Annotated in this window: 26 protein-coding genes and 1 tRNA gene; 4 read left to right on the plus strand and 23 right to left on the minus strand. The window is 36.1% G+C overall.

Annotated elements, in window-relative coordinates; all coding sequences use genetic code 11:
• Window positions 1–32 precede the first annotated feature (32 nt).
• The 14 genes from ACH6EI_RS12240 to ACH6EI_RS12305 all read right to left on the minus strand — a co-directional run bounded on the left by ACH6EI_RS12240 (window position 33) and on the right by ACH6EI_RS12305 (window position 10,937).
• Window positions 33–653 carry an NUDIX hydrolase gene (locus tag ACH6EI_RS12240; protein ID WP_099331017.1) on the minus strand — a complete coding sequence of 207 codons (621 nt, stop codon included), beginning with the start codon at window positions 651–653 and terminating at the stop codon, window positions 33–35.
• Window positions 654–829: 176 nt separating this feature from the next.
• Window positions 830–1,105 carry a hypothetical protein gene (locus ACH6EI_RS12245; protein ID WP_014459988.1) on the minus strand — a complete coding sequence of 92 codons (276 nt, stop codon included), beginning with the start codon at window positions 1,103–1,105 and terminating at the stop codon, window positions 830–832.
• Between the two features lie 195 nt (window positions 1,106–1,300).
• Window positions 1,301–1,726 carry a 3-hydroxyacyl-ACP dehydratase FabZ gene (gene fabZ, locus ACH6EI_RS12250; protein WP_033579045.1) on the minus strand — a complete coding sequence of 142 codons (426 nt, stop codon included), beginning with the start codon at window positions 1,724–1,726 and terminating at the stop codon, window positions 1,301–1,303.
• Window positions 1,727–1,744: 18 nt separating this feature from the next.
• A complete protein-coding gene (locus tag ACH6EI_RS12255; protein ID WP_099331016.1) occupies window positions 1,745–2,548 on the minus strand; it encodes a cobalamin-binding protein in 804 nt (267 codons plus the stop codon).
• A 100-nt stretch (window positions 2,549–2,648) separates the two neighbouring features.
• A complete protein-coding gene (locus ACH6EI_RS12260; protein WP_099331015.1) occupies window positions 2,649–2,927 on the minus strand; it encodes a hypothetical protein in 279 nt (92 codons plus the stop codon).
• A 15-nt stretch (window positions 2,928–2,942) separates the two neighbouring features.
• The gene (locus tag ACH6EI_RS12265) at window positions 2,943–3,128 is read right to left on the minus strand and encodes a hypothetical protein (protein ID WP_034266296.1); all 186 of its coding nucleotides are present in this window, start codon (window positions 3,126–3,128) and stop codon (window positions 2,943–2,945) included.
• Between the two features lie 133 nt (window positions 3,129–3,261).
• Entirely contained in the window at window positions 3,262–3,477 is a 216-nt protein-coding gene (locus ACH6EI_RS12270) for a DUF378 domain-containing protein (protein ID WP_013057146.1), read from the minus strand.
• Between the two features lie 133 nt (window positions 3,478–3,610).
• Window positions 3,611–4,084 carry a DinB family protein gene (locus ACH6EI_RS12275; protein WP_099331014.1) on the minus strand — a complete coding sequence of 158 codons (474 nt, stop codon included), beginning with the start codon at window positions 4,082–4,084 and terminating at the stop codon, window positions 3,611–3,613.
• Window positions 4,085–4,515: 431 nt separating this feature from the next.
• Entirely contained in the window at window positions 4,516–5,331 is an 816-nt protein-coding gene (locus ACH6EI_RS12280; protein ID WP_099331013.1) for a protein-glutamine gamma-glutamyltransferase, read from the minus strand.
• Window positions 5,332–5,459: 128 nt separating this feature from the next.
• Complete coding sequence (locus ACH6EI_RS12285; protein ID WP_028413289.1) at window positions 5,460–5,789, minus strand: hypothetical protein; 330 nt, start codon at window positions 5,787–5,789, stop codon at window positions 5,460–5,462.
• A 429-nt stretch (window positions 5,790–6,218) separates the two neighbouring features.
• Window positions 6,219–6,662: a hypothetical protein gene (locus tag ACH6EI_RS12290; RefSeq protein ID WP_049164640.1), complete on the minus strand. Its 444-nt coding sequence runs from the start codon at window positions 6,660–6,662 to the stop codon at window positions 6,219–6,221.
• 502 nt (window positions 6,663–7,164) lie between these two features.
• Window positions 7,165–8,349, minus strand: coding sequence for a hypothetical protein (locus ACH6EI_RS12295; RefSeq protein ID WP_099331012.1), 1,185 nt, complete (start codon window positions 8,347–8,349; stop codon window positions 7,165–7,167).
• A 494-nt stretch (window positions 8,350–8,843) separates the two neighbouring features.
• A complete protein-coding gene (locus ACH6EI_RS12300; protein ID WP_028413291.1) occupies window positions 8,844–9,404 on the minus strand; it encodes a nitroreductase family protein in 561 nt (186 codons plus the stop codon).
• A 240-nt stretch (window positions 9,405–9,644) separates the two neighbouring features.
• On the minus strand, window positions 9,645–10,937 hold the full coding sequence (locus tag ACH6EI_RS12305) for a Glu/Leu/Phe/Val family dehydrogenase (RefSeq protein WP_028413292.1): 1,293 nt from the start codon (window positions 10,935–10,937) through the stop codon (window positions 9,645–9,647).
• A 198-nt stretch (window positions 10,938–11,135) separates the two neighbouring features.
• On the opposite strand from ACH6EI_RS12305, the gene ACH6EI_RS12310 reads away from it, so the two are divergent.
• Window positions 11,136–11,291: a hypothetical protein gene (locus tag ACH6EI_RS12310; protein WP_162871471.1), complete on the plus strand. Its 156-nt coding sequence runs from the start codon at window positions 11,136–11,138 to the stop codon at window positions 11,289–11,291.
• A gap of 9 nt (window positions 11,292–11,300) precedes the next feature.
• Here ACH6EI_RS12310 and ACH6EI_RS12315 read toward each other — a convergent pair whose 3' ends face one another.
• The 5 genes from ACH6EI_RS12315 to pdxR form a co-directional block, all read right to left on the minus strand.
• On the minus strand, window positions 11,301–13,235 hold the full coding sequence (locus ACH6EI_RS12315) for an alkyl/aryl-sulfatase (protein ID WP_098999343.1): 1,935 nt from the start codon (window positions 13,233–13,235) through the stop codon (window positions 11,301–11,303).
• A 358-nt stretch (window positions 13,236–13,593) separates the two neighbouring features.
• Window positions 13,594–14,793 carry a phospholipase D-like domain-containing protein gene (locus ACH6EI_RS12320; protein ID WP_099331011.1) on the minus strand — a complete coding sequence of 400 codons (1,200 nt, stop codon included), beginning with the start codon at window positions 14,791–14,793 and terminating at the stop codon, window positions 13,594–13,596.
• Between the two features lie 144 nt (window positions 14,794–14,937).
• Window positions 14,938–15,783: a DUF2971 domain-containing protein gene (locus tag ACH6EI_RS12325; protein WP_033579026.1), complete on the minus strand. Its 846-nt coding sequence runs from the start codon at window positions 15,781–15,783 to the stop codon at window positions 14,938–14,940.
• Window positions 15,784–15,917: 134 nt separating this feature from the next.
• A complete protein-coding gene (locus tag ACH6EI_RS12330; protein ID WP_226313295.1) occupies window positions 15,918–16,559 on the minus strand; it encodes a hypothetical protein in 642 nt (213 codons plus the stop codon).
• A gap of 504 nt (window positions 16,560–17,063) precedes the next feature.
• Window positions 17,064–18,497, minus strand: coding sequence for a MocR-like pyridoxine biosynthesis transcription factor PdxR (gene pdxR, locus ACH6EI_RS12335; protein WP_047750930.1), 1,434 nt, complete (start codon window positions 18,495–18,497; stop codon window positions 17,064–17,066).
• Between the two features lie 136 nt (window positions 18,498–18,633).
• Between pdxR and ACH6EI_RS12340 the strand changes: the two genes are divergently transcribed.
• The gene (locus ACH6EI_RS12340) at window positions 18,634–19,533 is read left to right on the plus strand and encodes a DMT family transporter (protein WP_099331010.1); all 900 of its coding nucleotides are present in this window, start codon (window positions 18,634–18,636) and stop codon (window positions 19,531–19,533) included.
• 154 nt (window positions 19,534–19,687) lie between these two features.
• Here the strand turns inward: ACH6EI_RS12340 and ACH6EI_RS12345 are convergent, their stop codons facing one another.
• Complete coding sequence (locus ACH6EI_RS12345) at window positions 19,688–19,918, minus strand: hypothetical protein (RefSeq protein WP_016764194.1); 231 nt, start codon at window positions 19,916–19,918, stop codon at window positions 19,688–19,690.
• 180 nt (window positions 19,919–20,098) lie between these two features.
• Complete coding sequence (locus tag ACH6EI_RS12350) at window positions 20,099–21,400, minus strand: GH25 family lysozyme (RefSeq protein ID WP_099331009.1); 1,302 nt, start codon at window positions 21,398–21,400, stop codon at window positions 20,099–20,101.
• Between the two features lie 226 nt (window positions 21,401–21,626).
• Here ACH6EI_RS12350 and ACH6EI_RS12355 point away from each other — a divergent pair, with 226 nt between their 5' ends.
• Window positions 21,627–22,175 carry an HD domain-containing protein gene (locus ACH6EI_RS12355; protein WP_028413300.1) on the plus strand — a complete coding sequence of 183 codons (549 nt, stop codon included), beginning with the start codon at window positions 21,627–21,629 and terminating at the stop codon, window positions 22,173–22,175.
• A gap of 106 nt (window positions 22,176–22,281) precedes the next feature.
• Window positions 22,282–22,353 (plus strand) — tRNA-Ala (locus tag ACH6EI_RS12360).
• Window positions 22,354–22,470: 117 nt separating this feature from the next.
• Here the strand turns inward: ACH6EI_RS12360 and ACH6EI_RS12365 are convergent.
• Together ACH6EI_RS12365 and ACH6EI_RS12370 are read right to left on the minus strand one after the other, a co-directional pair.
• Window positions 22,471–22,620, minus strand: coding sequence for a hypothetical protein (locus ACH6EI_RS12365; RefSeq protein WP_167387320.1), 150 nt, complete (start codon window positions 22,618–22,620; stop codon window positions 22,471–22,473).
• Window positions 22,621–23,329: 709 nt separating this feature from the next.
• Window positions 23,330–23,872, minus strand: coding sequence for a DUF6143 family protein (locus ACH6EI_RS12370; RefSeq protein WP_099331008.1), 543 nt, complete (start codon window positions 23,870–23,872; stop codon window positions 23,330–23,332).
• Between the last annotated feature and the right edge of the window lie 157 nt (window positions 23,873–24,029).

Here is a 24,029-nt window from a genome sequence, read left to right on the forward strand (position 1 = left end):
TAAAAAAGCAGCGAATACGTATTCGCTGCTTTTTATTTATCATTTAATACATGTATTAAATGATAAATTACTTTTGCTGTCAGTCCCCATATGACTCGATCTTCATAGTAATAAAAATGTTCTTCCATCTCTCTTGTTTGCCAATTATAATTTTCACCACCAATAATCGCGTCATAAGGAAAATTATGTTCGGGTTCTACTCTGAAATTAATATTGTGTATATCAGGTTCGGTACGCTGAAAAAAAGAAAGAGGCACGGTAAATACTTCTGCTACTTCCGAAGGATTCGGTCGAAGTTCAAGCGACCTATCAATGAAACCTACATAAGGATAAATGATTGTTCCGAATTGAGAAACAATATAATCTAAAGCTTGTACGTGCTGAATAGATTGGGGTGTAATCCCTAACTCTTCAGAGGTTTCACGGATAGCCGTTTCTTTTTCATCTGCATCCGTCTTTTCAACACGCCCTCCTGGAAAACAAATTTCTCCGGGCTGTCTACGTAAATCGAGCGCTCTTACTTCAAATAAAACTTGTAGTTCCCCTTGTTTTTCAATAAGCGGAACAAGAATGCCGAAGCGGGAGAACTGCTCCATCCCAAGGATTGTCGGCATCCGGTTTTCTAACTTAGCTATAATGCGGGATGCATCCATACGTCCACTTCCTTTCACAAAATAAATTATCAAAAGAATAGCGAGTTATAAGCTGCGATGTCAACTAACCTGCAAAAGAAAGCTGTTATCTTTATTATATGAAGAGATGTATTGAATTGACACTACAATTGATAAAAATATATAACATAAATATAAATAAAAACAGATAGCACCGGCTACCTGTCTTTTTGTCTTGTTTTTAACAAACCATAAATAAGTAAAAAGAATGCCACCACACTGATAAGCAATCCTCCTACTTGCTTATCAGTGAGTCCAAAACGAAGCTGAAGCCAAAAGATAACCAAGCAAATCAAAATGACGCTGGTAGCTAAATAAAAGTAAATGCTGTAGAAAAACGGATTCGTTCTTTTCCGTTTGTAGACAAGTAGTGAGATGCCTATATACGTACCCAATAGTGTGAGTAATACAACAACTTCCGTTAATGTTCTCACTGCATTCTCCCCTCTCCCTTTTTTCTTCTATACCCCGTTTCTTCTTTTATCAAAAGGTAAAAAGGTATTCATAAAAAACCGCTTTTACGACATAAGGCGGTTTTCTCGCTACGCTTTATCCTGAATTATTTCCTTTTTTACATCGGTCGTTTTCATCTTACTAACATCAGCTGCTTTTTTACAAAGGCGTTTGTATTATACATCAAGAGCAAAGGTAATGACCGCTTCACAAGCTAATTCGCTGCCTACAAATGCTTTTCCTTTTCCTTTTACAATCTTTCCGCGCTGCTTAAGAATCTCAAATTCTAAGCGTAGTGTATCTCCTGGCCTTACTTGACGCTTAAAGCGACATTCATCTATTCCTGCTAAAAAAGCAAGTCTTCCTTTTTGGTGGTCATCCGTAGCCATGGCAAATCCGCCGAGCTGAGCAAGAGCCTCCACAATAAGTACACCAGGCATTACCATGTAGTCCGGGAAGTGACCTTGAAAAAAAGGTTCATTTGCTGTTACTTGTTTAATTCCTACAGCAAGCTTTCCTTCTTCTTGCTCTAAGATGCGATCAACAAGTAAAAAAGGATAGCGGTGTTGAAGGGTATGTTTTATTTGTTCAATATCTTTCATATGTATCGCTCCTTTTTCTTATAATAAAGGGTCCTTACCGTCAAATGCAGGAAACGTATCTGGATGAAGAAGCGGCGCGAGTTTTTTTAACCCTAACAGCAATCGAGGTGAAGGACGACAATACAGCCATTCTTCTAGTACATATACACGATGTTCTTTTATGGCCGGCATGTCAGACCAGTTCGGTCTCTTGTGTAAAATCGTTGGATTTACTTTGTTTGTCTGTACGCCTACCCAAGCCAAACACACGTGATGTGGATTTCGTTTGAGCACTTCTTCCCAATCACTCTGTACATTTGCTTCTTTGTGATCAGCAAATATATTTTCTCCTCCCGCTAACACGCTAATTTCGGTCAGCCAGTTTGCTTTTCCAGGAGTAAAAACGGGTTTTGGCCACCATTCCCAGTATACAGTGGTTTTTTCGATTTGACTTGCCATTCCTTTATATGTAGAAAGAAACTGATCATACCGCTCTAACAGTTCAGCTGCTTTTGTTTCAATATTTAATCGCTGGCCTAAATCCTGTAGATTTTGACGGATATCTTCTAGCGAATTAGGATTATATACGACGTAAGGTATCTTTCGTTTTTTAAGTTCTTCAATATTTCGCTCCATTCCAGGAACGCTTAGTGAAGCTAGGACTAAATCTGGCTTGGCTTCTTCCACCGCATCCATATTAATAGATAAATCGGGACCTAAACGCGGCAGACTCTGAATAGACTGCGGCCAATCGGAATAATCATCAATTGCTACGAGCAAATGCTCAAATTTTAAATACGCTATTAGTTCTGTATTGCTTGGACAAAGCGAAACAATTCGCATATTTCCCCTCCTGCATCCATTTCTTTTTTTCTATTATACAATAGATTTCCATATAAAAAGCAGAGACTTTCACTGAAGTCTCTGCTTTTGGTGCTCTTTCTTATCCACCCATCGCACGATAAAAGAAATAAAAGAAACCCAAACAGCCAAGTGAACTAATGCTTGTAGTTAAAATACCGATTGAAAGCAGCACCTGTCCGTCTCTTTTTTGTTTGTATCGCAGCATATAATAAAAAGCTAAACAGGTGCCAATAAGTAAATAAATAGCCCATATGTAAGGTAGATTCTTTAGCTGAAAGATGTATCCTTGATTAAATAATAAACAGTAAATAAAAAAAAGATTTACGATAAAAAAGCTAGGAAGTACACTTTTATTCATCTATTAAACCCTCTTCTATTCTTTATTTTCTGCTATAGTTATCTTGTTTTGATTTCTCAGTTCATCCCGTATTTCACGTAAATATTGATTTCTCTCTTTCATTCTCTTTAACACTATAACAATAACAGCTATCATACCAGCAATGATTCCTATATAAAGAACTCCAAACACTAAGATAGGTACTACACCCCAAAGCTCCATCTCATCCCTCCTACTTTTTGGTTATTACCTTATTTTACCGTATTTTGTAAAGATGTCACGTCTTTTATCCATGAAAAAGGGAGTTTGAATATACATTCAAACCCCCTAAAGAGATAATAAAAAATAATATTTATTATAGCGCTTTGCTTTTGACACTTGCTCCCGTTCCGAAGAACTTATCAAAAATTTGATAAAGAGCAGACAGGCCAACTAACCAATAAATCGTTGTTACTAACCAATCCCAAGAGCCAAATAGCTCTTCTACTACATTCACGCCTAATGCTACAGCTAACCAATTTAAACCGCCTAAAATCACAAGAAGAGTCGTTAAACCTGAAAGAAATTTCACGTTGTCACCTCCTTGCGAACTGCATTAGGAAAAGCAGCTCATGTTACATCTTATGCGCTGTATAGATCAGTATATGCATAGGCGCTATGTAAAATAGTTATAAAGAATATGTGATTTATTCTTTTTTATTTCCTTATTGTGCAGCTGCTGCTTTCCCAATTTGCTTAATCGTTTCTACATGCATCGCTTCGTGATAGAAACTGAATAAAAACGTTTCGCCAACTGTTGTAAAGTTGATACCCGCTTTATTTGTAAAAGGTGTGATTAACTGCTTATCAAACTGCCCCGGCATAAACTCTTTAATACGATGTGCTTGATCTTTCAACACATTCGCAATTTCTTCAAGAGAAGGAGCAGCCTCCGTCCAATCGGCAGGTTTTGTTCCGGCACCAAAAAAGCTTTCATAACTCTCTGGCGTTTGCATCGGTTCACCAGCTAAGCCAAACACAAGCTTTTCTTGAATAAAGGCAATGTGTCCAAGATTCCAGTGAATATTGTTATTGAACCCTTTTGGTGTGATGTCCGCTGCCTCTTCTGTTGTTTTTTCAAGGATACTAATCGTAATTCCTCTTACAACGTCCATATGTTTTAAAATCATGTTTTCCATCGTCTAATCTCTCCTTACGTTGTCGTATTAGATAAACTATTCAATGTCTATTGTGCACAAATTACCCCTTAAATGCCACTCATAACATTTAAACCTTAAAATAAAAGAAAATTCAAAAGAAAATCCCCCTATATAAAAACTAGGGGGATTTTTTAAGCAGAAGACTTTAAATTTGAGACAGGTCCTTTGTTTGGCTTCGGTTTTAGCTGACCAAGCTTATTTTTCAGATAATCTTTTAATGCGCCGCGTTTTCTCTTGCGTCTTTTATCACGATTTTTAATAGTAATCTCCTCCTTTCCTTTTAGTTTTAAGACCTGCGTATTAAATGGATTCTTCTTTTATACATAAAATCCTTTTGAATTCTCAAATTTACCTTCATGTAATTCTTTCCTTTTTACAAAAAAAGACCAAAGTATCAAAACTTTGATCATTCAAGCTACATACGTAATCGATCCAATAGTGGAAATAATAGCGCTGTTTCTGTCATACCAAACAACAGGTTCGTATCTAACCGCCAAATAACTGAGGTGAGCGGTGTGAAGCCTGACAATTTCATCTGACAGGTAAGCTGATTGCTTTGCGTTGTCTTTTCTCTTTAAATTTAACACTTCAATAATTCTTTCCCGCGTCGTAATTCCAATTCCATGACCAAAATATAGAGTTTCATCTAATACAATGGTGTTTTCACCTTTCCACTGGGGAGTATCAGGGTTATAATCAGGGTTTTTAAAATACGCACAGTCTCCGGGCAAGTAGTCAGATCCTTTATAACCATGGAGCTCAAGATCGTCATCGTATTGCCAATCGTGTAAGTAAAGATCAGCAAAAAGCCTGTTAAAGTTTGCTTTTCCAATATTATTTAATACAGCTTTGTAAAAGATGATGATAACAGCCGTCGCGCATTCAAATGCATATTCGTGTCCGTTGTAGAAAATATCATCAATGGCCTGATGAGGAGAAACGGTAGGCAATAGCTGAAACCCTCCGTTATCGGTTCGTTTCCAATACTTTTCGTTGCACCTAGAACGGGCGAATGTAGCAAACCTAGCGCCGCTTTTGCGCAGCAACACAGACGATTCAATAATTTGTAATTTAACAGATACATCAAAATCAAGCTGGTCAAATGTAGCATACTCATACACTTCCCTATAGGCATCCATTTGTTTTAAAATGTCTGCTTTTTCTTTTGTTAACGAACTATTATTTAAATCGCTTATTTTCACAATTTGTTGATTAACTTTAATCATAGACGTTCTCTCCTTTACAGAAAATGATATCAATCACCTTCTCTAACAGGATATTGATAAAAATTTTTTTTGTGTATCTTCATTTATTTAAAATCGTGAAGATTAGGGAAAACGATGAAAAAAGTAAGTTAACCGCTAATTTTTTCATTTGTTCCTTTTTGTCCTTTTGTCACCTTTTTAAATATAAAGCGAGCAACTAACACGTACAGTGGTAACACAATAATGACGGCAATAACATTTAAAATCCAAGGTATTGTCCCCATAAAAACGTTTGAAGATGCTTTATCATACCAGCTCACAATCAGTAGTAAAAAGACCACACTGGATATAAAAGTACTTATATATCCCTTCTTATAGTTTGTACTTCTCACAGCAACAACAAAGCCAATTACCAATGAAATGCCTGCTGACATTAAGACAAAAATCAAAAATAAATTTGCTACCTTTTGAACGTCCATTACTTCCCTCTTTCTTATAAGATTTTCACTCCAGAATTTTCGTTGCGTCACTTATAAAAAAAGTAAATTTATATAGATTTGTTCACGCTCGGTCTTATTGTTGTAGCATCCTTAGGGACAGTAAGCCAATATGTATTAGAAAATATAAAAGTTAAGTCTGGCAATAGAATCAATCCTAAAATGTATAAATGTAGTCTATTCGTCTTTAAAGATTAATTAAGAAGTGTTATGGGCAATAGAAAAAAGGATGTTCAGGACTCTCTTGACAGTTTGAGAAACAGTTAACTTTACATAGGTTCAATGGCAAAGAATATTATAGCGCCGATACTTTAAGACAGACTATTAATGCTACTAAATAAGCACATAAGCAAAAAAGGACTTGATGTCTAATCAAGTCCTTTTTTATTATAACTGTATTAAAAAACTTGATCATTTCACGTAAAAGTTGCTGCTATAAAGGTTTCCAGCGAAAGTTCCATCATAATTGGTTAGCGGTTTGGTTATATGATATACAGCAAGCTTATAACGGTATGTGCCATTAGTATCAACTTTAAAACTCGTTCCAAATTTCTCTCCAGGGACTGCATACCATTGGGATGCAGATTGCACGTTTACCCATTTACCATTCTCTAAATGCTGCAATTGACCGACAAGTCGTACTTCAAATGAATTATGATTAATAAACTTCATAATAATTGATTCTTCTTTTGTCCAATTTGTCTTAGTTGAGTTAACCGATACACCGTATGATGAAGCGGCATCAGCTTCTTGAATATGCCCATTTGGAACCAATGGGAGACTTGCTACAGATCCTAATCCTAAACCACCTAATGTAATTACTCCGGCTAATGCTACTCGCGTTACTCTTTTCATATCATTTCTCCGTTTCATTATAAGATTATAGGCTTTATATCCTCTATAACACCTATTAATTTATCATTATAGCACAAAAAATAGCATATTATGGGTTATTTTGTAATGTAACTCATTAAATTAAGGGTTTTAAATAACACTATTGAAGCTTCTAAACACTAGATGCAAAAGATATTTTACCTCACATACGCCTAAAATGAGGGGATTAAGCTGGGATACTAGCCTTATTGGTCTTATAACAATAATGAAACCCTAACTTGTGGTCTGTAGAATTGCTGCTTGCAAAGAGCAATCTTCATACTGAATATTGTTATCTGTTTTTTTCTCCCACAAGTAATTTTTTTACTTAAAAAAACAGACAAAACAAGCTGGCATTTTAAATGCGCAGCTTGTTTTGTTTTTTAGAGTGTAAGATATTTATAAAAAAATTGGGGATAAGAACAGTCATCCTTACTACTATTGTGTTCTTGATTGTAAATTTATTTCTAACCATTATAAAAAGCTAAATAAATATATCTTTAATCTTAAAAATGTATTCATCCGGTAATTTGTCAGCTCTCCTTGAAATCTCTGCTCTGTGGCTCTTTCTCCCTTTAATAACAACTGAATCTTTTTTTATATTTATGCTTCCGAAGCTATACGGGCACCAAAATAAATTAATATCATCTATTTTTGTAGTTTTAACAGCGTTAGAATTACGGTCCGTAACACGCAGTTTAAATGGAGCATTTGTAAGATGAGATTTGGGCACTGTATAAATGACCTCGGCTAAATACTTATCATTTTGTTTCGAGAAGTATGTGAGCTCAATGTCGGTGCCTTCTTCTTTTATTTTTCCAATAACAGATTCTATTTTATTCTCTTCTAAGTGATCAAACTTTGTAATGCTTCTTAATGCTGAAACTATACTATTAAACATCATATTTGATTTAGTTTCGTTGTCACTCGCCATATATTTTTTAGTATCTATTATCGAAAATGCATCTTTTATCCGGTGATTTGGAGCAAATTCTTGTTTTGCTTCCACTAGTGTGTCCGCTAAATGTATAAAGATGTGACTATAACCCGGCAGCATCACTTCTGCTTTCCTTAGCAGGTTGCTGAAAACTTCGGTGTAGATAAAAGAGTGGTTTGGTTCTGTTTCTTCGATAGGAGCAGAAATACTAATTGTTATTAATGGCTTTGTTAGAGGTTTTGGATTAGACAAAGATCTTTTCATTGAAAGGTCAGCTAGTTTTGCCCAGTTACTTTGAACTGTTTGCTTTTGCTTCTTGAAGTATGCCTTTAGTTCTTCGAGTGTACGTGGTGCATTTTTTATCGACTGTTGAAACTTTAATAGAAGTTTGTCTTCACTAAAGTCGAGTTCTGACTTTAGTTCTATAGTTTTAACCAACATAATAGCCTCTTCAACTCTATGTAGACCTGTTAAGAAATCCTCTACATTAAGAGTTTTGTTATTGATAAAATTTCCGGGCAGCTCAATTTCGGCTATATCTTCATAGAGAACACGTAATTTGTACTTCTTCTTAGAGCTAGGATTATTTATAAAACGGATCAAAATGCACTCAAATGTGCTTCCGTGAAACTCTCCTATTAAATGTTCATTTAAAAAAGTATCTAATAATTGCAAAGAAAAGTTAGTTTCTTCTTTCGTTTTAAAATCCTTATACTCAATCAAAAATCTCATTGGAATCACCTTGGAATATATAGTATATTTTTACTATACATTATATTTGAAAAAGCAGTCAACGCAAAGCATACAGCCAGTAAAGGGCAGGTTTATACAGAATCAAGCAAACACATTATACAGCTAGGCGTGAAGGTTATCTAGAAGAACTTTAAGAAGGTGAAAAAGTTAGGAGAAGGACGATAAGTTCATTTCTAGAGAGAGGTTATTCACCTGCACACATTGAGATAGAATTGGACTATGATTCCGTTCCATATATTAAGGAGTTATACTATAATGTTGAAGAAAAAAAGCAGCCTCCCCTTTTCACCCCATAAAACATAGCCCCTACCTAAGTCTAGGCAGGGGCTATGTTTAGATTATGGATTTTATTATAAAATAATCATTTGATGTTCATTTTAAGTTTCCTTCTGCCACTTCTTAAAAACAATAAAAGGCAGCAGCTCAACTGATGAGCTGCTGCCTTTTATTTATAGAAACACAGAAATAACCTTTTAACGATACCAAATTGTTTTATCTTGATACGGAATACGTTTTGATGAAGCTTCTTTATTAGGATGACCGACGTAAATTAAGCCTAAGAGCTTGTCGTCTTCTTCTAGAGATAAAAAGTCATTCAGTTCTGTCTGATAGACAATTTCACCTGTTCTCCAAATTGTAGCCAAACCTTGTTCTTCCGCTACTAATAGCATATTTTGTATGCTTGCCGCTACGGCAGAGATTTCTTCAATTTCAGGCACTTTTCCTGAAGGACTTACTGCTACAGCAATAATGACAGGAGCGCGAAGCGGTCCTTTTTTTGCTTTTGTTGTTTTTTTCAACGCTTCTTCTTCACTTAAGTGAGCAGTTTTTTGCTTCATAATACGTTCCATTTCGTCTCCTAAACGAACGCGTGAATCCCCTGTAAACACTCGGAATTTCCAAGGCTCTGTCTTTTTATGGTTAGGAGCCCAAGTGCCTGCTTCTAACATAAGGTTGATAGCATCTTCTGATACGTCTTTGTCTTGCATAGCCCCAATCGTTCTTCTGGCTTTAATAATATCTAATACGCTCATGCTTTCTGTCTCCTTTTCTACATTCAATTTATTAGTATAGGTATGTATATATCTTATATATAGAATAATTGAAAATCATTCTCACTGTCAATTGTTTTGCCATCATTCGGGTTGCGATAAATAAATATGCCAATTTTTTAAGCGTGTTTGTTTTTTTAGCAGTTTTTCTTTTAATTATTTGGCAGTTCCGGCAAATAAAAAACGATTTGGAACATGTAATCCAAATCGTTTTTTTTTATCTTATACCCAGCCGCGGAAGCGAGAAGCTTCAGCTGATTTTTTGATTCCTGCCATGTAAGCAGCGAGTCTCATGTCTACGTCATTTTCTTGAGCGATTTGATAGATCGTTTCAAATGAATCCACCATTACCTTGCGTAATTTGTAAGCTACTTCCTCTTCAGACCAGTAGTAGCCTTGATTATTTTGCACCCATTCGAAGTATGAAACCGTTACGCCTCCAGCACTTGCTAAAATATCTGGCACTAAAAGCACGCCTTTTTCATCTAAAATGTGCGTGGCTTCAAGCGTAGTCGGTCCGTTCGCCGCTTCGACTACAATAGAGGCTTTAATGTGATGAGCGTTACGAACCGTAATTTGATTCGAAATGGCTGCGGGTACTAAAATATCACATTCTTTTTCTAATAGTTCTTCGTTTGTTATCACATTTGTAAATAAATTCGTTACGGTACCAAAACTGTCGCGTCGATCAAGCAGGTAATCAATATCAAGACCAAGCGGATCATAAAGAGCTCCGTACGCGTCTGAAATGCCAATTACTTTTGCTCCTGCGTCATGCATGAACTTAGCAAGAAAACTGCCGGCATTTCCGAAGCCTTGAATAATAATCCGTGCTTCTTGCAAGTTAAGGTTTTTCTTTTTAACAGCTTCTTCTATACAAATGGTTACTCCTTTAGCCGTTGCAGTTTCGCGTCCTTGAGATCCTCCGAGTACGATAGGTTTTCCGGTAATAAAACCAGGAGAATCGAACTCACGCAGTCGGCTATATTCGTCCATCATCCACGCCATGATTTGAGAATTTGTATAGACATCCGGTGCAGGAATATCTTTAGTAGGCCCAACTATTTGACTGATGGCTCTTACATAGCCGCGGCTGAGTCGCTCTAGTTCACCAAACGACATGTTTCTTGGGTCACATACAATTCCGCCTTTACCTCCGCCGTACGGAAGGTCGACAATCCCGCATTTTAAACTCATCCAAATGGATAATGCCTTCACTTCTTCTTCATTTACTTCAGGATGAAAGCGTACGCCTCCTTTAGTAGGCCCGACAGCATCATTATGCTGAGAGCGGTAGCCCGTAAATACTTTTACCGATCCGTTATCCATTTTAACTGGAATACGAACCGTCATCATGCGCAGCGGTTCTTTCAACAAATGATACATTTCTTCACCATACCCTAGTTTTTGAAGCGCTTCTTGAATAACAGTTTGAGTAGATAAAAATAAATTAAGTGATTCCTGTTCTTGCTGCTGTTCTTTTTTTAATTCACTAGCTGTTTTTGTAATGGACATTCTGTTCACCCCATATTAATCATTGAAATTTCTCAATGATTTAATATGCAATTCCTGTGCCAATTTCAGCGGTTTTACAACGCTTTTATTTTATAAATAATCTGCATTAGCACCCCTTATATTCCCTGCATAGGCTGATATTAGTATATACTTAAAGAAATAAGACAAACTATTTATACTGAAAAGGAGGAAAGTGCTATGTTACATGAAAGAAAAGAACAAGAGCGAAACAATCACTATATAGAATGCTGTTCCATCTGTGGAGAAAGGCTAACATCTTTTCAAGAAAAAGAAATCTTCACATGCGACAGCTGTTTTGAACAAAAAGTCAACGATGTGCTTTCTGAGTTGTAATCAGGTACTCTATTTTTTAGAAACAGGTGTCACAATATTAAAGTTTGGATCAATAGAATCCTGACAAGACAAAAAGAAATCCCATTTTGATTTATCTCCTTGAACAAATATGACCGAGCTATAAGAGTGATCATTTGTAGTTGTTAGCCGGTATAAGGTATCTTGCCACACCGTTACCGTCACCTCAGCTTTCTTTCGCGTATCTCCAAGATACCTAAAGATTCCATGCTTAAGTTCTGTGAGAGCTACTTCATTACGATCGGGTATCACAAACAATATACGATAGTTACATGCGCCCGCCTTTAATCCATCTACGCGAATGCTAAATAGTTCTAAAATATTTTTTAATGGAAGTGTATCCCATACTTCTTTTGTAATAATGTTGACTGGCAGCGGTATATTACCTAAACGAAGTTCTTTGGCTCCTGTTAAATATTCATTTCGCCAAGGACCAGATTCAGCTATATACCCTAATTGTTCAAGCGCGTCTGCGCATAAAAGTTTTGCCTTCACATGGTGAGGATCAGCGTAAATAACTTGTTTGGTCACTTCAGCTACCCATTGATAGTCGCCTTGTTGAAAACAGCGCTGTGCTTTTTGGACAATGTTGTCCGCTCCGCCCATATACTCTACATATTTCTTAGCTGACTCTTCAGGAAACAGTTTATTTAAATCTACAGGATTGCTGTTATACCAGCCCATATAGCGCTGATAAACCGCTTTTGCGTTATGGTTAACCGTTCCATAAAAGCCGTTTGTATACCACTCGTGAGATAGGGTTTCCGGTAGCTTCATCATTCGGCCGACGTGGTCGATGGTATAACCTTGATTCATCAGCCTTAATGTTTGGTCATGAATATATTGATAAACATCTCGTTGATTTTCGATATAGGTAATACACGACTCGTTTCCGAACCTTGGCCAATTATGTACCCCAAATACAGTTGTTAGTTCTTGGCCAAATAAATCGATTGCTTGCTGCAAGTATTTTGCCCACGCTGCTGCGTCTCTTACTTTTGCTCCTCTAAGGGTATAGAGGTTGTGCTGAGTGGCCGTACAGTTTTCTGCAATACAAAGAGCCTTTTCACTAGGAATATAGATGTTCATTTCAGCAGGCGCCTCCGTCCCTGGCGTAAGCTGAAACTGAAATGAGGCGCCGTCAATTTTCTTACTTACATAAGAATGATGTTCGGAAGGATGAATTTCTTCTATTCCTTTAATAAGCGTGATTGTTCCAAATGAAATTTCTTTTCCGATGCCGTTGTCAATTAGGCCTTTTTCATCGCGTCGCAGTCGAATACCGTACATGTATTGACTTCTTCGTGTCATTGCTGTTGCCGCCGTGACGTTTTCATCAATAACCGCATCCATAAATCCAGCAGGAGCATAAACTTTACTAGTTTTATTTTGTGTTGAGTCAGGTAATATCCCTAGAACTCCGCCGTAATGATCTATATGCGAATGAGAGAAGATAACAGCTCTAACAGGACGCTTACCGCACTGCTGGTTTACTAGTTCAAGCGCTTTTTCTGCCGTTTCTTTGGATGTTAAGCAATCAATAACAATCCACCCCGTTTTCCCTTTAACAAATGTAATATTAGCCATATCAAAGCCTCTTACTTGAAAGATGTTTTCAGTTACTTGATATAAACCGGCTTGTACATTTAATTTTCCTTGTTCCCACAGTTTAGGGTGGACAGTAGCAGGTGTAGATTGTTCAAATAAAAAAGCGTACTTTCTTAAATCCCATACAGGATACAGCTGATTTTTTTTGAAAATCAGCGGAAAAGGTACGCGTACAAGGGCTTGGTCATCCGCAAGATTTTGTTCTGATTTCACTTGTTCCCAGTCTATTTTTTTATAAGTCTCAGCATTAGTGACTGCAGTCTTTTGAGTAGCATCTTTTCGGTCAATCGTTAACTCCCGTTCATAATCAAACAGCATAACCCCCTCCTTTTTATTATTTTATGCGTAAAAATAAGACGAAGTACAAAAGAGAGAGAAAATAGAGTCAACAAAAAAGAAGATGCGCTTAGCACGCATCTTCTTTTTTATACTGAATGTTATGTTTGAATAGAATAGTCGAGTATTCTGTCTGAATTAGACAGCCTAGCACTTAGTATAACGATTGTTTACCAATGTTCCTTTTGTAATTAAAGCAAATCTTCCTTCTAAGGTGCTCAATACGTTTCTTGAAGTCGCTGTAAAACAATGCATGTGTACAGTCTCTCCTTTCCTGTATTGGCCTTACATAGAATATATACCCGGGGAAAAATAATTAAAACTTGATTTGGGTATTTTTTCAAAAATAATAATAAATCCATTCCGGTGTTTTTTTAAGAGAACGTTCCCATTTAGGGATTTCATCTATTACTGTTTTGGTTAATCTGCGGCTGTTTGTTTTATCTTCATTAATTTCTCGTTCTATGTGTGCAATCATCTCGCGATCGTAAATAATACAGCTTGCTTCATCATTTAAATAAAAACTTCTGGGATCCCAGTTGGCTGTGCTAATATTGGCAATCGTATGATCGATGACCATTACTTTTCCGTGAAAAAATCCCTTTTTATATAAGAAAATTCGAATACCTTTGTTTAATAGTTTCTCTGTTTTAGGGTAACTAGGCGGTTTAGTGAACCACGCATCGGTATTGTCTGGAAGTATAATATCAATTAAAACGCCTTTTTCTTTTGCTGAAATAAGTGCATTCATTAAATGTTCACTTGGAATAAAATAAGGGGTAGCAATGGTAAGCTTTACTTTGGCACGGTTGATTAGATCAATCATCTTTTGCTCAAGTTCTTCTCCAGTTGAAAACAGTAGCTGATAGTTTGCTCCGTTAGAGCGAGCGATAGGAACTCGCTGAGGAGATATATGTTGTCCCGTGTCTTCTTCCCAATCTTTCAAAAATTGCTTTTCAATTTCAAAAATACCTTCTCCTTTGATTCGCAAGTGGTAATCACGCCAATAGCCCAATTTTTTATGCTTCCCTAAGTATTCTTCTCCTATATTAAAACCTCCGAGATAGGCTTCTTGGCCATCTATTACGACAAACTTTCGGTGATTTCGATGATTAATGCTATAGAAAAAGTGCTGCCTGCTTGCTTTTCGGCTAAAAGTAAACTCAACTCCATTTTTCTTAAGATCATCTATGAGTGTTCGGGAGAGATCGTTTCCTCCAAAACGATCTACAGAAAGTTTAACCTTTACCCCTTCAGCTGCTTTCTCTTTCAATAGCTTAAATAGCTTCATGCTAATGTTGTCCGCTCGAATAATAAAAAATTGAATGTACACGTACTTTTTTGCTTTTTTAATGTCCTCAAATAAAGCAGGATATAAACTACTTCCTTGTGCATACAGCGCTATCTCGCCTTGGTAAACAGGCGTTTCGATAAGCGGATGTACGCGAACATAAGCGTTATAGCCTTTTTTTACGTCCCATTGAAAAAACAAACACAAACAAAGCCCGCATACTAAAATAAACAGCATTTTTTTAACCATACTGTACTCCTGATTTATCTAATATGTATACATAGGCTTTGGAGGTTTGTTTTATTTTATATGAGGAAATGTATGGAAATATAAAACGTGTAACACGAAAAGCTTAATCATTTTTGATTAAGCCTTTGTGTACTTCGCTAGCATTTAGTAAATATAGTCCTTATACAAGTCAGACTGAATAACCTTTTTATAAGCGAGACCGTGTTTCTTAGTAAGAGCTTTTACCTCATCTACACAGCTTTGAGCGCTTCTTGGCGATACGTAAATATCGTTGATAAGCTGATGTAAATTACATGTAAGGAGGTTGCCATGCTCATGAGAAAACTCATACGATCTTTTTTCAAGGATATCCATTCGTTTTTGCCATTGATTTGCGGAAATACCTTGAATTTCGAATAGCTTTTGCAGCTTCCAAGCGTGTATACGACTTGCCACAATAACAAGCCTCAATTCATTTTCATGCTGATAGGATTTGCGCTTGTAAAATAACGTGTCATATACAGAGTGACTGATCATTTCTTTTTGGAAGTCTATGTACTGCACTTTGCCAGAGAAGATTTTATAGCGCAAATCTTTAATACTGCACAATAAATTTTCATAGGTGGTTTTAATAGCTACGCCATCATTCCCCTTTAAATATAGATCCCACATTCCAGCGGCTTCGTAGTCATTGATATGCCAGGATGAAACAGCAGAAAATTCATGGATTTTTCTTATATAGGTTCTAGAGGTACGGTTATGACGTTCGCCTTTTTTTCTTAACTCTTCTATGTTCCACATTGAAGAGCATCCTTCAAGAGGGTCTGAAAATGCATCAGGTTTCGCGAAAAAAAGCGCATTGGTTTCTAGTAAATCTTGAAAATCAGACAGCGGCATAAATCGCCACACCGTCGGATTATTGTGCACCTTATAGCGTTCATCATAATCGTCATAGCTAGATTCGAATCTTTTAGCATATTCGTACGCTTTCTCTCTATAAGCTAAATCCATTGGTTTTCCTCCTCTGAATGCATATTCATACTTGAATTATAGCACTTAATTGTTGTAATTTTCAAAATTATCCACCTGCATTAACTTCTATTATCAGAAAAGAAGACACGCCTCAAAATCTACAGCGTGTCTTCTTATTTAATGAAATGAATGTTTTGCTTAATACTTTCACTTTCTGGCTGATTTAATTCTAATAAATAAATTTCATCCGCTCGAAAATCAGTATTCTTCATTTCTTTTTTTAAGGTACGAATAAAGGCAGCTGAACTTTTTCCATAGGCTTCAAAATAATGAAACGTGTGTACAACAAATAGAATGGATGCTCCACTGTAATCTTTTTTGCTCTTTTTTTGGATGTTTTCTAGCACTTTTTCTATATACTCTTCCACAGAACCTTCCGTCTGGATACGGGGTAGAGCAAAATTTCCTGAATTGACCCTCTGTGCATCTTCAAATTCCAGTTTCCCATCTTTATAAGAAGTAATTTCAATTCGTTTTTCAGTACCATCCGGCTGAAGAATTAATCCGTCGTATCCTTGACTTCCAATAATAAGCTTCAATTTTGAATTCCTCGGACAATAAGAAGATTGGCTGAAACAATAAAGCGGATAAAACTCTTCAAAAAACTTTTTGAAACGCCCTTTTTTGAGTCGAGCTAATTTTATATACTCTTTGTTTTGATGAATCATTTGCTGCGTATGTTCAAAATACTGTTTCATTTCTTCTTGCGTTCTGTACAGATCAAGATCTTTAAATAATTCATCCACCTTTTTCACCTTCAATCCCACCAACTAAAAAAGTCTTCTTACTTAGTAGATACATATTCATAAATGTGTGTGACAATTTTCTTTTTTTAAAGATATAGCTTTTTTAAAACAAAACGTGCACACTTTTCATTTTTTTGCATATCCTGTTATTCGTGCGTTCAATCATGAGCGTACGTTTCAGCCTTTAGTTGTAAAAGATAAACCGTAAAGTTACAGCTGATGGCCGATGATATGCGTCTGCTGATTTCATAAACTATAACAAACAGGAAACTTAACAATAATTGAGGTGTTGGAAATGTTTGATAATGATTACGTAGTTAAAACCATTCACGATTTACATGTAAAACGTACAGAAAGTCAATTAAAAGTTTTATTAACTTATTTTTTCCATAAAAAATAACACGTATTTATAGATGGTAATATATAGTCAGTTGTTACTTGATGTTTTTTATAAGAAGAATAGTTTGATACAAATAAAAAGGAATAGTGGGTAATCCACTATTCCTTTTTTTACTATACTTGCAATTCCCGAATCAGTTCAGCAAGAATTTCAATGCTTCTATCGATATCTGGTAAAGAGGCATAGGCGTAAGAAAGCCGAAGATAACTGCCGGTTTCTTGTGCATAAATACTTCCAGAGTTAAGCAATATCCCTCTTTTTAAAGCACGAGAGTATAAAGATTTCATTGAAATAGAAGGTTGAATATGCACCCATATAAAAAAGCCTCCTTCAGGATTCGTCCATGTTGCTATATCTCCTGCGTATGTTTCCAAAGCATTCAGCATCACTTTTCTTCTTGTTCGCAATTCCGTTCGTACAGTTTCCATATGCTGTTGATATAAGCCATTTTTAAACCATTCTGCTGCTACTCTTTGAGATAATGAGCTAGATCCATAATCTGTTTGCATTTTAATATCCGCCAAACGCTCAATGACTGGTTCTGGGCCGACTATCCATCCGATCCGTAATCCCGGGCTTAGTGTTTTAGAAAGACTGCTAACATATAACACGTGTCCATTTTTATCTAAAGCTTTTAATGGCAGCGGAGGCTGTTTATCTAGCCATAATTCGCGGTATAAATCATCTTCAATAATAGGAAGCTGATGTTCCTCACATTCTTTCAACAAATCGTAACGCCTATTTTGTGACATTAATGTTCCCGTTGGGTTATGGAAACATGGATTTGTATATAAAATAGCTTGCCCTTCTTGAGGGTCGGCGCGTTTTATAGCTGTTACTTTTATTCCTTCCTCATCCATAGCAAGGCCTTTGAGTTTCATTCCGGCTGATTGAAATACATGTAAGGAATATAGATAAGAAGGTTTTTCGAGCAAAACCGAAGAGTTTCTTTGCAGCAGTCCAATTGAAATAAGCTGAAGAGCTTGAAGAGCGCCGGAAACAATTAAAATAGAATCTGGAGAAGATTCAATCCCTATTGTTTTCATATATGCACTTAATTCTTTTCGTAAAGGAAAATACCCCTTTGGTTCTTCGTATCCTAGAACCTCCATATTTTCTGCTACTTTTTCTACGGCGTATTTCATTTTGTTTTTAGGAAATATGTCAGGTGAAAGCTCTCCTTTGCTTAATTGAATAAGGTTTGAGTTAAATTCGGATTCATTAATATCTTGTACCATTGCTTGACTCGGATGATGCATGCCTGATTTCACATGAACATCCCAATCGGGCGGAGTTGTAGCCAAAAGTGTCCACGTATTATTTATAACGATGGTTCCCTTTCCCATCTTACCTTCAATTAAACCGTCCGCTGTTAATTCCTCTAATGCGGTGATGACCGTACTTCGGTTAACATCAAACATAGCAGCAAGCTTTCGCTGACTAGGAATTTTACTTCCAATCGGCCATTCTCCACGCGCAATTTTCTCTTTCATAAAATCAATGATTTGCTTGTATTTTGGATAACTCGAACTGTTCTCTTGATTCATACACGTACTCCTGTTTTTAAAGTGGTTGGGTTAATTGCTTTTAAACTGGTTGAAGACATTTTATCAAATGTTTATTAACATGGGAACCACAATAGATACTGGTTGGATTCAAAATGAAAAATGGAGATGAATAGGTATGAAATTAACGTTTAGTCTGGTGTTCTTACATATACTGATGATTAGCTTATGGGCTTCAGCATTTCCAGTTATTCAAATAGGGCTGGAATCGTTTTCTCCTCAGCACCTCGCTTTTGTTCGGTTAAGTATTGCTTCTGTAGTGCTGTTAGTTATTGCAATAGCCACACGCATGTCCTTGCCTGATATAAAAGATATTCCACTTCTTTTAGCGCTCGGTTTTTTAGGCTTTACCGTCTATCACACGGCCTTAAACATTGGAGAAAAAACGGTAAGTGCGGGTATTGCGAGTTTACTGATCTCGACTACTCCTATTTTTTCTTCGCTTTTAGCTATTTTTCTTTTTCAGGAGGAGTTCGGAAAAAGAAAATGGATTGGATCTGCAGTAAGCTTTGCTGGTATTGTACTTTTAACCTTCAGCAAAGAAAATTTTGTACACTCAGTTAATGGAATCTTACTGGTTCTGCTAGCTGCCCTTGCAGAAAGCGTCTATATAGTATGTCAAAAAAATTTATTAAAAAAATATGGTTTCCTTTCTTTTGTGACGTACAGTATTTGGGGAGCTGCAATTTCTATGCTTGTTTTTTTACCTGGGTTAGAAACGGAACTTGCGTATATCTCTGTCAGATCAGCAATAAGCGTGATATATTTAGGATTATTTCCAACCGTTATTCCCTATATGGTACTCGCTTATCTGACATCGCGTATAGGTTCTGCTGAGGCTGCCATCTCTCTTTACTTAACTCCTGCGCTGTCCTTTTTCTTAGCGTGGCTGCTTTTAAAAGATATCCCGAGTGCAGCTTCCATTGCTGGAAGCATCATTACGTTATGCGGCGTGTTGCTTACACATAGTAAAAGAAAAGTAGTGGTAAAAGAGACAATGTTCACAATGCAAAGGTAATGCGTATGGCTTAGGGAATTCTCTTAGATGCTATGTTTTTATTTATATATTTTATTTAGAACATACTTTAATTTCTTCTTTTTGCAGTTTAATTAATAATTAATATAAAAAAGCGCCCTTCTTTAATGTTTGAAATTTAAAGAAAGGCGCTTTTTTATGTAGTTTCTAATTCTGCTTTTATTTTCCCAGCCACTGCGTGAGTCAGCTGCTGAAGATCGTAAATCTCTTCTCCTGAAAGTACTACGTGTCCGTTTAAAACGTGGTTATGTTTATATGCTCGATACGTCACTTCAATACTTTTTATCGCACGCTCTACTTCATCATTCACCATAATGCTTTCATAGTGATAGGATAGTGTTTCAATTCGAATCTGCGTATTTTTCATATTCATTCACCCTCCATGAGTCGTTGACTAAAAATATGACTGTTAGAGGTCGACTATACATAAAAACTTTTTTGTTGCCACCTAATTTGTTATTTAGAACATATTTTAATTACTTAATTGATGTCTGCTCTTCTTTTTTATAAAACCTCAAAATAAAACCCTACTCTTCAGAGCGGGGTTTTATTGCTTGTAATACCAGCCTTTTTTATCTAAAAACTGCTTAACTTTTACAAAATCCAGTCCAGCTGCTGTGAGTTCAGCTGACGGATTACCTATTGCATGTACGTTTAATTCACTGTCAATTCCTTCATTTTTTAAGAAAGTACGAAACTCTGTTTCCATGTCTTTACTTAATCCGCCTGTTTTAATTGTAACTGGGATAGGTTCTACGTCTTTCATTTGCACGAATCCGCCTGGAACAGCCCATGCTGCACTCGTATAGCCATATACGCTAAATACCGTGCCTTTTTTTATAGTTCTGAAATTCTCTGTTACATTCGCATATTTGTAGACTCCAATATCCTTCTTCGCTTTTACTTGAAAAGAATATTTATCTCCGAGTGAAGTAACCTTTGGTAATGATTCTTCTATAGGATTACTTACACCCTTAAGCAATTCCATCATTTTAGCTAATGTTTTCTCATCAGCTTTTCCAGTTGACGTTAATCCATACTTTTCTTGAAAAGCTTTAACAGCTGCAACAGTTTCACTGCCATATTGGCCATCGGTTCCTTTCTGGGAAAGCTCAAATCCTAATTTAATTAAGTTTTGCTGCAGTTCTTTTACAGCTAGTCCGCTATCACCTTGCTGCAATTGTGCTGATGGCTGATTATTTTCCACCACCGTCACCCCTGTGTTAATACTATTAAAGAAATCCAGATCCATTTCATTGATATCAACATTGCCTTTAATCCCGTTTACTTTTCCTTGATCTGTATATTGAAACATAGACCATCTATCCCAAATGGCCGTATCACCTGGATTAGTAAACCCCTTGGAACGGTTACTTCCACTGTAACGAGCTATCCATAGCGGATATCTTGCCACGGCGCTTGTAAAATTGGATTTAATAAAACTATACCCGGTGTAAAGAATAGGCGTAATGCTTGTTTTCCTTTCAATATATTCCATCCATCTAACTGCAAAGGCTGTGACCTGCGCTTTTGTTTTCCCTTTATTTTCTTCCAAATCTAAGCAATGAGGCAAATCAACCTTCATGCTGCCTAATTTATTTAAAAAGAAATTAACTTCTGCAATAGGATCATTATCAGCATGAGCAAAGTGATAAAAGCCTACACTTAGACCTGCATTTTTTGCTCCTATATAATTATCATATGATTTTTTATCTAAGAAGGTTGTGCCTTCTGTTAATTTAATATACGCGCCTTTTACCCCATCCGACGCCACTTTTGCCCAATCAATTGTTCCGTTGTGATGAGAAACATCAATGACCTTAATATTTTGATTATTACGGTTTTGCATTGCTATCACTCCTTCATACAAACTATGAATAAAAAAGGAAATGGCAACTGATACAGGCCTATTAAATAGATATTAGGCTTTATAAAAAACCGTACAATAAGAAGGGCTTTTGGTAGCCTTACCTTATTATAAGAAATGAATTTGTGCAATTTCATAACGTTAGAAGAGCTATATTCGTTTATACTAATAATATGAAGATATACTGTATAAAAAATGGAGGAATATGATGTCTTTAATAAAAGAAGCACGTAGGTATGCAGAACACGCTCATACCGGCCAAATGCGCAAGCTTTCCGATACACCTTATATTGTTCATCCTATTAACGTAGGTAATATTTTAGAAAAAGCAGGTTTTAGTGAAGAAGTAATTGCAGCAGCTTATCTGCATGATGCTGTAGAAGATACAAGTGTAACACTCGAAGAAATTGTACGAAGATTTGGTTTAGAGGTAGCAGGGATTGTTGAAGCTCATACAGAAAACAAATCAAAAAGCTGGGAAGAACGTAAACAGCATACAATTCAAATTGTGAAAACTGGTTCTCTTGAAGTGAAATCTTTAATTGTAGCAGATAAATTAGACAATTTACGGTCTTTAAAAGAAAGCTACGATCAGCAAGGAGATACGATTTGGAATAGTTTTAAAAGAGGATTCGAAAAACAGAAATGGTACTACGAGTCCATCAGCAAATACGCTGAAAAAGGATTGGAACCAAGCCAAATTCCAAGTTTTTTTAATACGTACAAACAAGAAGTAAATGATTTTTTTAGAAGTTAATATTCATATGAAGAAATTAGAAAACACTGAAAATAACTATTGCGAACGTGCGTCATACGTATTAAAATATAGTAGAGTCAACAGGCAATAAAGACTCTACATAAGCGGGACTGTAGTTCAGTGGGAGAATACTTGTCTGGCAGACAAGGGGTCGTGGGTTCGAATCCCATCAGTTCCATAAAACCAGTCGCATCAAGAGTTTAAAACACTTTAAAACTCTGCCGGATGGAATGGGTGTAATACTATTTCATCTGACCTCTTCATGATTTTCATGAAGAGGTTTTTTATTTTCTTTTTACGATTGATCCTCATGATTTTTATAATTATTCTTTTCACTGCTCCTGCTTACAATTTCTCTAAGTTCGCCCTCGTCGCCTTTTGCATTGATGATTTCAAAAAGCTGATTCAGCCCTTCACTTGTTTCATCGTTTGGTTCTTTGCTCATTCTATCCCCTCCTTTTGCTTTTAGGGTGCCCATCTTTTTCGCATTGTTTCATGTAAAAAGCAATTTATCAATATTAATCGGCCATAAAAGTATACCTTTACGATCCTTGTACGATTACTGGTTGTACAGATATACTCAATCAATCCTTGAAATTTTGCAGCGTTTTATAGGGTTTCTAATACTCATCTATAATGAAATAATCATCACAAACTTCGTTAAAATCGTTCTCTTCTTGGAGATCTCCTTCTTTATCTTTAGATATCTCGGTTTCTTGTGTAAATAGTCTAAAAAGCTTGTTTAACATTGTTTCACCTCGTATCTTTCATTAATACATTCAGTATGATTCATTTATATGAAGCCAGTATGAATTGAAACTTAAGATAATGTGAATGTAGACATGAACGTGAGATGTTAAGCATGCTTATATCCTGGACAAAAAAGTTACTTCATTCTACTTATGTATTATCGCTTTGCTTCTTGAGTCCTCAACTTCTTTAAATGCCGTTCAAATCGCTTGCGTAATCGGAATTATACGTTTGCTTGTTTTTCTTTAGTTATATCTACAATCAAACGAAAAAACGCAAGCTATAAAAAAGAACTTTGGATGCTACTGTAAAGTTCTTTTCATAAACACTTACCGTTTGTTAAGAACTGTATTAAATATGAAATAGCTCATACACTTCTCATACAATCGCTAAGACCTATTCAGTTAACAGTCCTTCTTACGTTTTTTCTCGAACCATCCATATGCAATTTCAGCTTCGATTTCTTTATTTCCTGGAGAAACTAAGAAAATAACGTATGAACCGTTGTTTGGAAAGATAAATTTGCCGTCTTCATCACTTACTAATGTACTTTTCGGCGGAACAACACGGTTAAATACGTTTACCCCTTTAGCAGGAACGCCTTTTACCATTTCTGCAAATTTAATTTTCCCTTTTGGCTTTGAACGTATTGTAGTATTTGCTGGACTCACATTATCTGAAGTTGTTCCTTTTCCAGGGGGGATAGAATTAAACCAAATTTCAGCAGTAAAAGGTTCGTTTGAATAGTTAGTGATAGTAAAAGCATTCACAAATAAATCTACTCCGGAGCCGGAAGGGTTCACTAATCCGCCCCAAGCGTTTCTGTTTCCGCCAAAACGAATAGGCTCAGTTTGTCCAACAAAATAGTCTCCTTTTAACGATTGATATAAAGGATTAGGTATATTAACGGATTTAATATACGGTTTGCTCGACTCGTAATTTGACATACAATCGTCTCCTTTCTGGACTATATTTTAGGAGTTTTTTCTGTAAATGCTTGGACACATGCATATATAAATATATTTAATCTTTATATAAACGCAAAAAGATAGACCCGGTACTGAGCCTATCTTTTTCTATCGTTTTTACAAAAAATTTCCCCTT

It is taken from the genome of Priestia sp. JSM ZJ58 (assembly GCF_044383985.1).
Lineage (GTDB): Bacteria > Bacillota > Bacilli > Bacillales > Bacillaceae_H > Priestia > Priestia zanthoxyli.

Coding starts and splice junctions, on each gene's coding strand:
- ACH6EI_RS12240 (WP_099331017.1), bottom strand. CDS start 653: ATGGATGCATCCCGCATTATAGCTAAGTTAGAAAACCGGATGCCGACA.
- fabZ (WP_033579045.1), bottom strand. CDS start 1,726: ATGAAAGATATTGAACAAATAAAACATACCCTTCAACACCGCTATCCT.
- ACH6EI_RS12255 (WP_099331016.1), bottom strand. CDS start 2,548: ATGCGAATTGTTTCGCTTTGTCCAAGCAATACAGAACTAATAGCGTAT.
- ACH6EI_RS12260 (WP_099331015.1), bottom strand. CDS start 2,927: ATGAATAAAAGTGTACTTCCTAGCTTTTTTATCGTAAATCTTTTTTTT.
- ACH6EI_RS12265 (WP_034266296.1), bottom strand. CDS start 3,128: ATGGAGCTTTGGGGTGTAGTACCTATCTTAGTGTTTGGAGTTCTTTAT.
- ACH6EI_RS12275 (WP_099331014.1), bottom strand. CDS start 4,084: ATGGAAAACATGATTTTAAAACATATGGACGTTGTAAGAGGAATTACG.
- ACH6EI_RS12280 (WP_099331013.1), bottom strand. CDS start 5,331: ATGATTAAAGTTAATCAACAAATTGTGAAAATAAGCGATTTAAATAAT.
- ACH6EI_RS12285 (WP_028413289.1), bottom strand. CDS start 5,789: ATGGACGTTCAAAAGGTAGCAAATTTATTTTTGATTTTTGTCTTAATG.
- ACH6EI_RS12290 (WP_049164640.1), bottom strand. CDS start 6,662: ATGAAAAGAGTAACGCGAGTAGCATTAGCCGGAGTAATTACATTAGGT.
- ACH6EI_RS12295 (WP_099331012.1), bottom strand. CDS start 8,349: ATGAGATTTTTGATTGAGTATAAGGATTTTAAAACGAAAGAAGAAACT.
- ACH6EI_RS12300 (WP_028413291.1), bottom strand. CDS start 9,404: ATGAGCGTATTAGATATTATTAAAGCCAGAAGAACGATTGGGGCTATG.
- ACH6EI_RS12305 (WP_028413292.1), bottom strand. CDS start 10,937: ATGTCCATTACAAAAACAGCTAGTGAATTAAAAAAAGAACAGCAGCAA.
- ACH6EI_RS12310 (WP_162871471.1), top strand. CDS start 11,136: ATGTTACATGAAAGAAAAGAACAAGAGCGAAACAATCACTATATAGAA.
- ACH6EI_RS12315 (WP_098999343.1), bottom strand. CDS start 13,235: ATGCTGTTTGATTATGAACGGGAGTTAACGATTGACCGAAAAGATGCT.
- ACH6EI_RS12320 (WP_099331011.1), bottom strand. CDS start 14,793: ATGGTTAAAAAAATGCTGTTTATTTTAGTATGCGGGCTTTGTTTGTGT.
- ACH6EI_RS12325 (WP_033579026.1), bottom strand. CDS start 15,783: ATGGATTTAGCTTATAGAGAGAAAGCGTACGAATATGCTAAAAGATTC.
- pdxR (WP_047750930.1), bottom strand. CDS start 18,497: ATGAATCAAGAGAACAGTTCGAGTTATCCAAAATACAAGCAAATCATT.
- ACH6EI_RS12340 (WP_099331010.1), top strand. CDS start 18,634: ATGAAATTAACGTTTAGTCTGGTGTTCTTACATATACTGATGATTAGC.
- ACH6EI_RS12345 (WP_016764194.1), bottom strand. CDS start 19,918: ATGAAAAATACGCAGATTCGAATTGAAACACTATCCTATCACTATGAA.
- ACH6EI_RS12350 (WP_099331009.1), bottom strand. CDS start 21,400: ATGCAAAACCGTAATAATCAAAATATTAAGGTCATTGATGTTTCTCAT.
- ACH6EI_RS12355 (WP_028413300.1), top strand. CDS start 21,627: ATGTCTTTAATAAAAGAAGCACGTAGGTATGCAGAACACGCTCATACC.
- ACH6EI_RS12365 (WP_167387320.1), bottom strand. CDS start 22,620: ATGAGCAAAGAACCAAACGATGAAACAAGTGAAGGGCTGAATCAGCTT.
- ACH6EI_RS12370 (WP_099331008.1), bottom strand. CDS start 23,872: ATGTCAAATTACGAGTCGAGCAAACCGTATATTAAATCCGTTAATATA.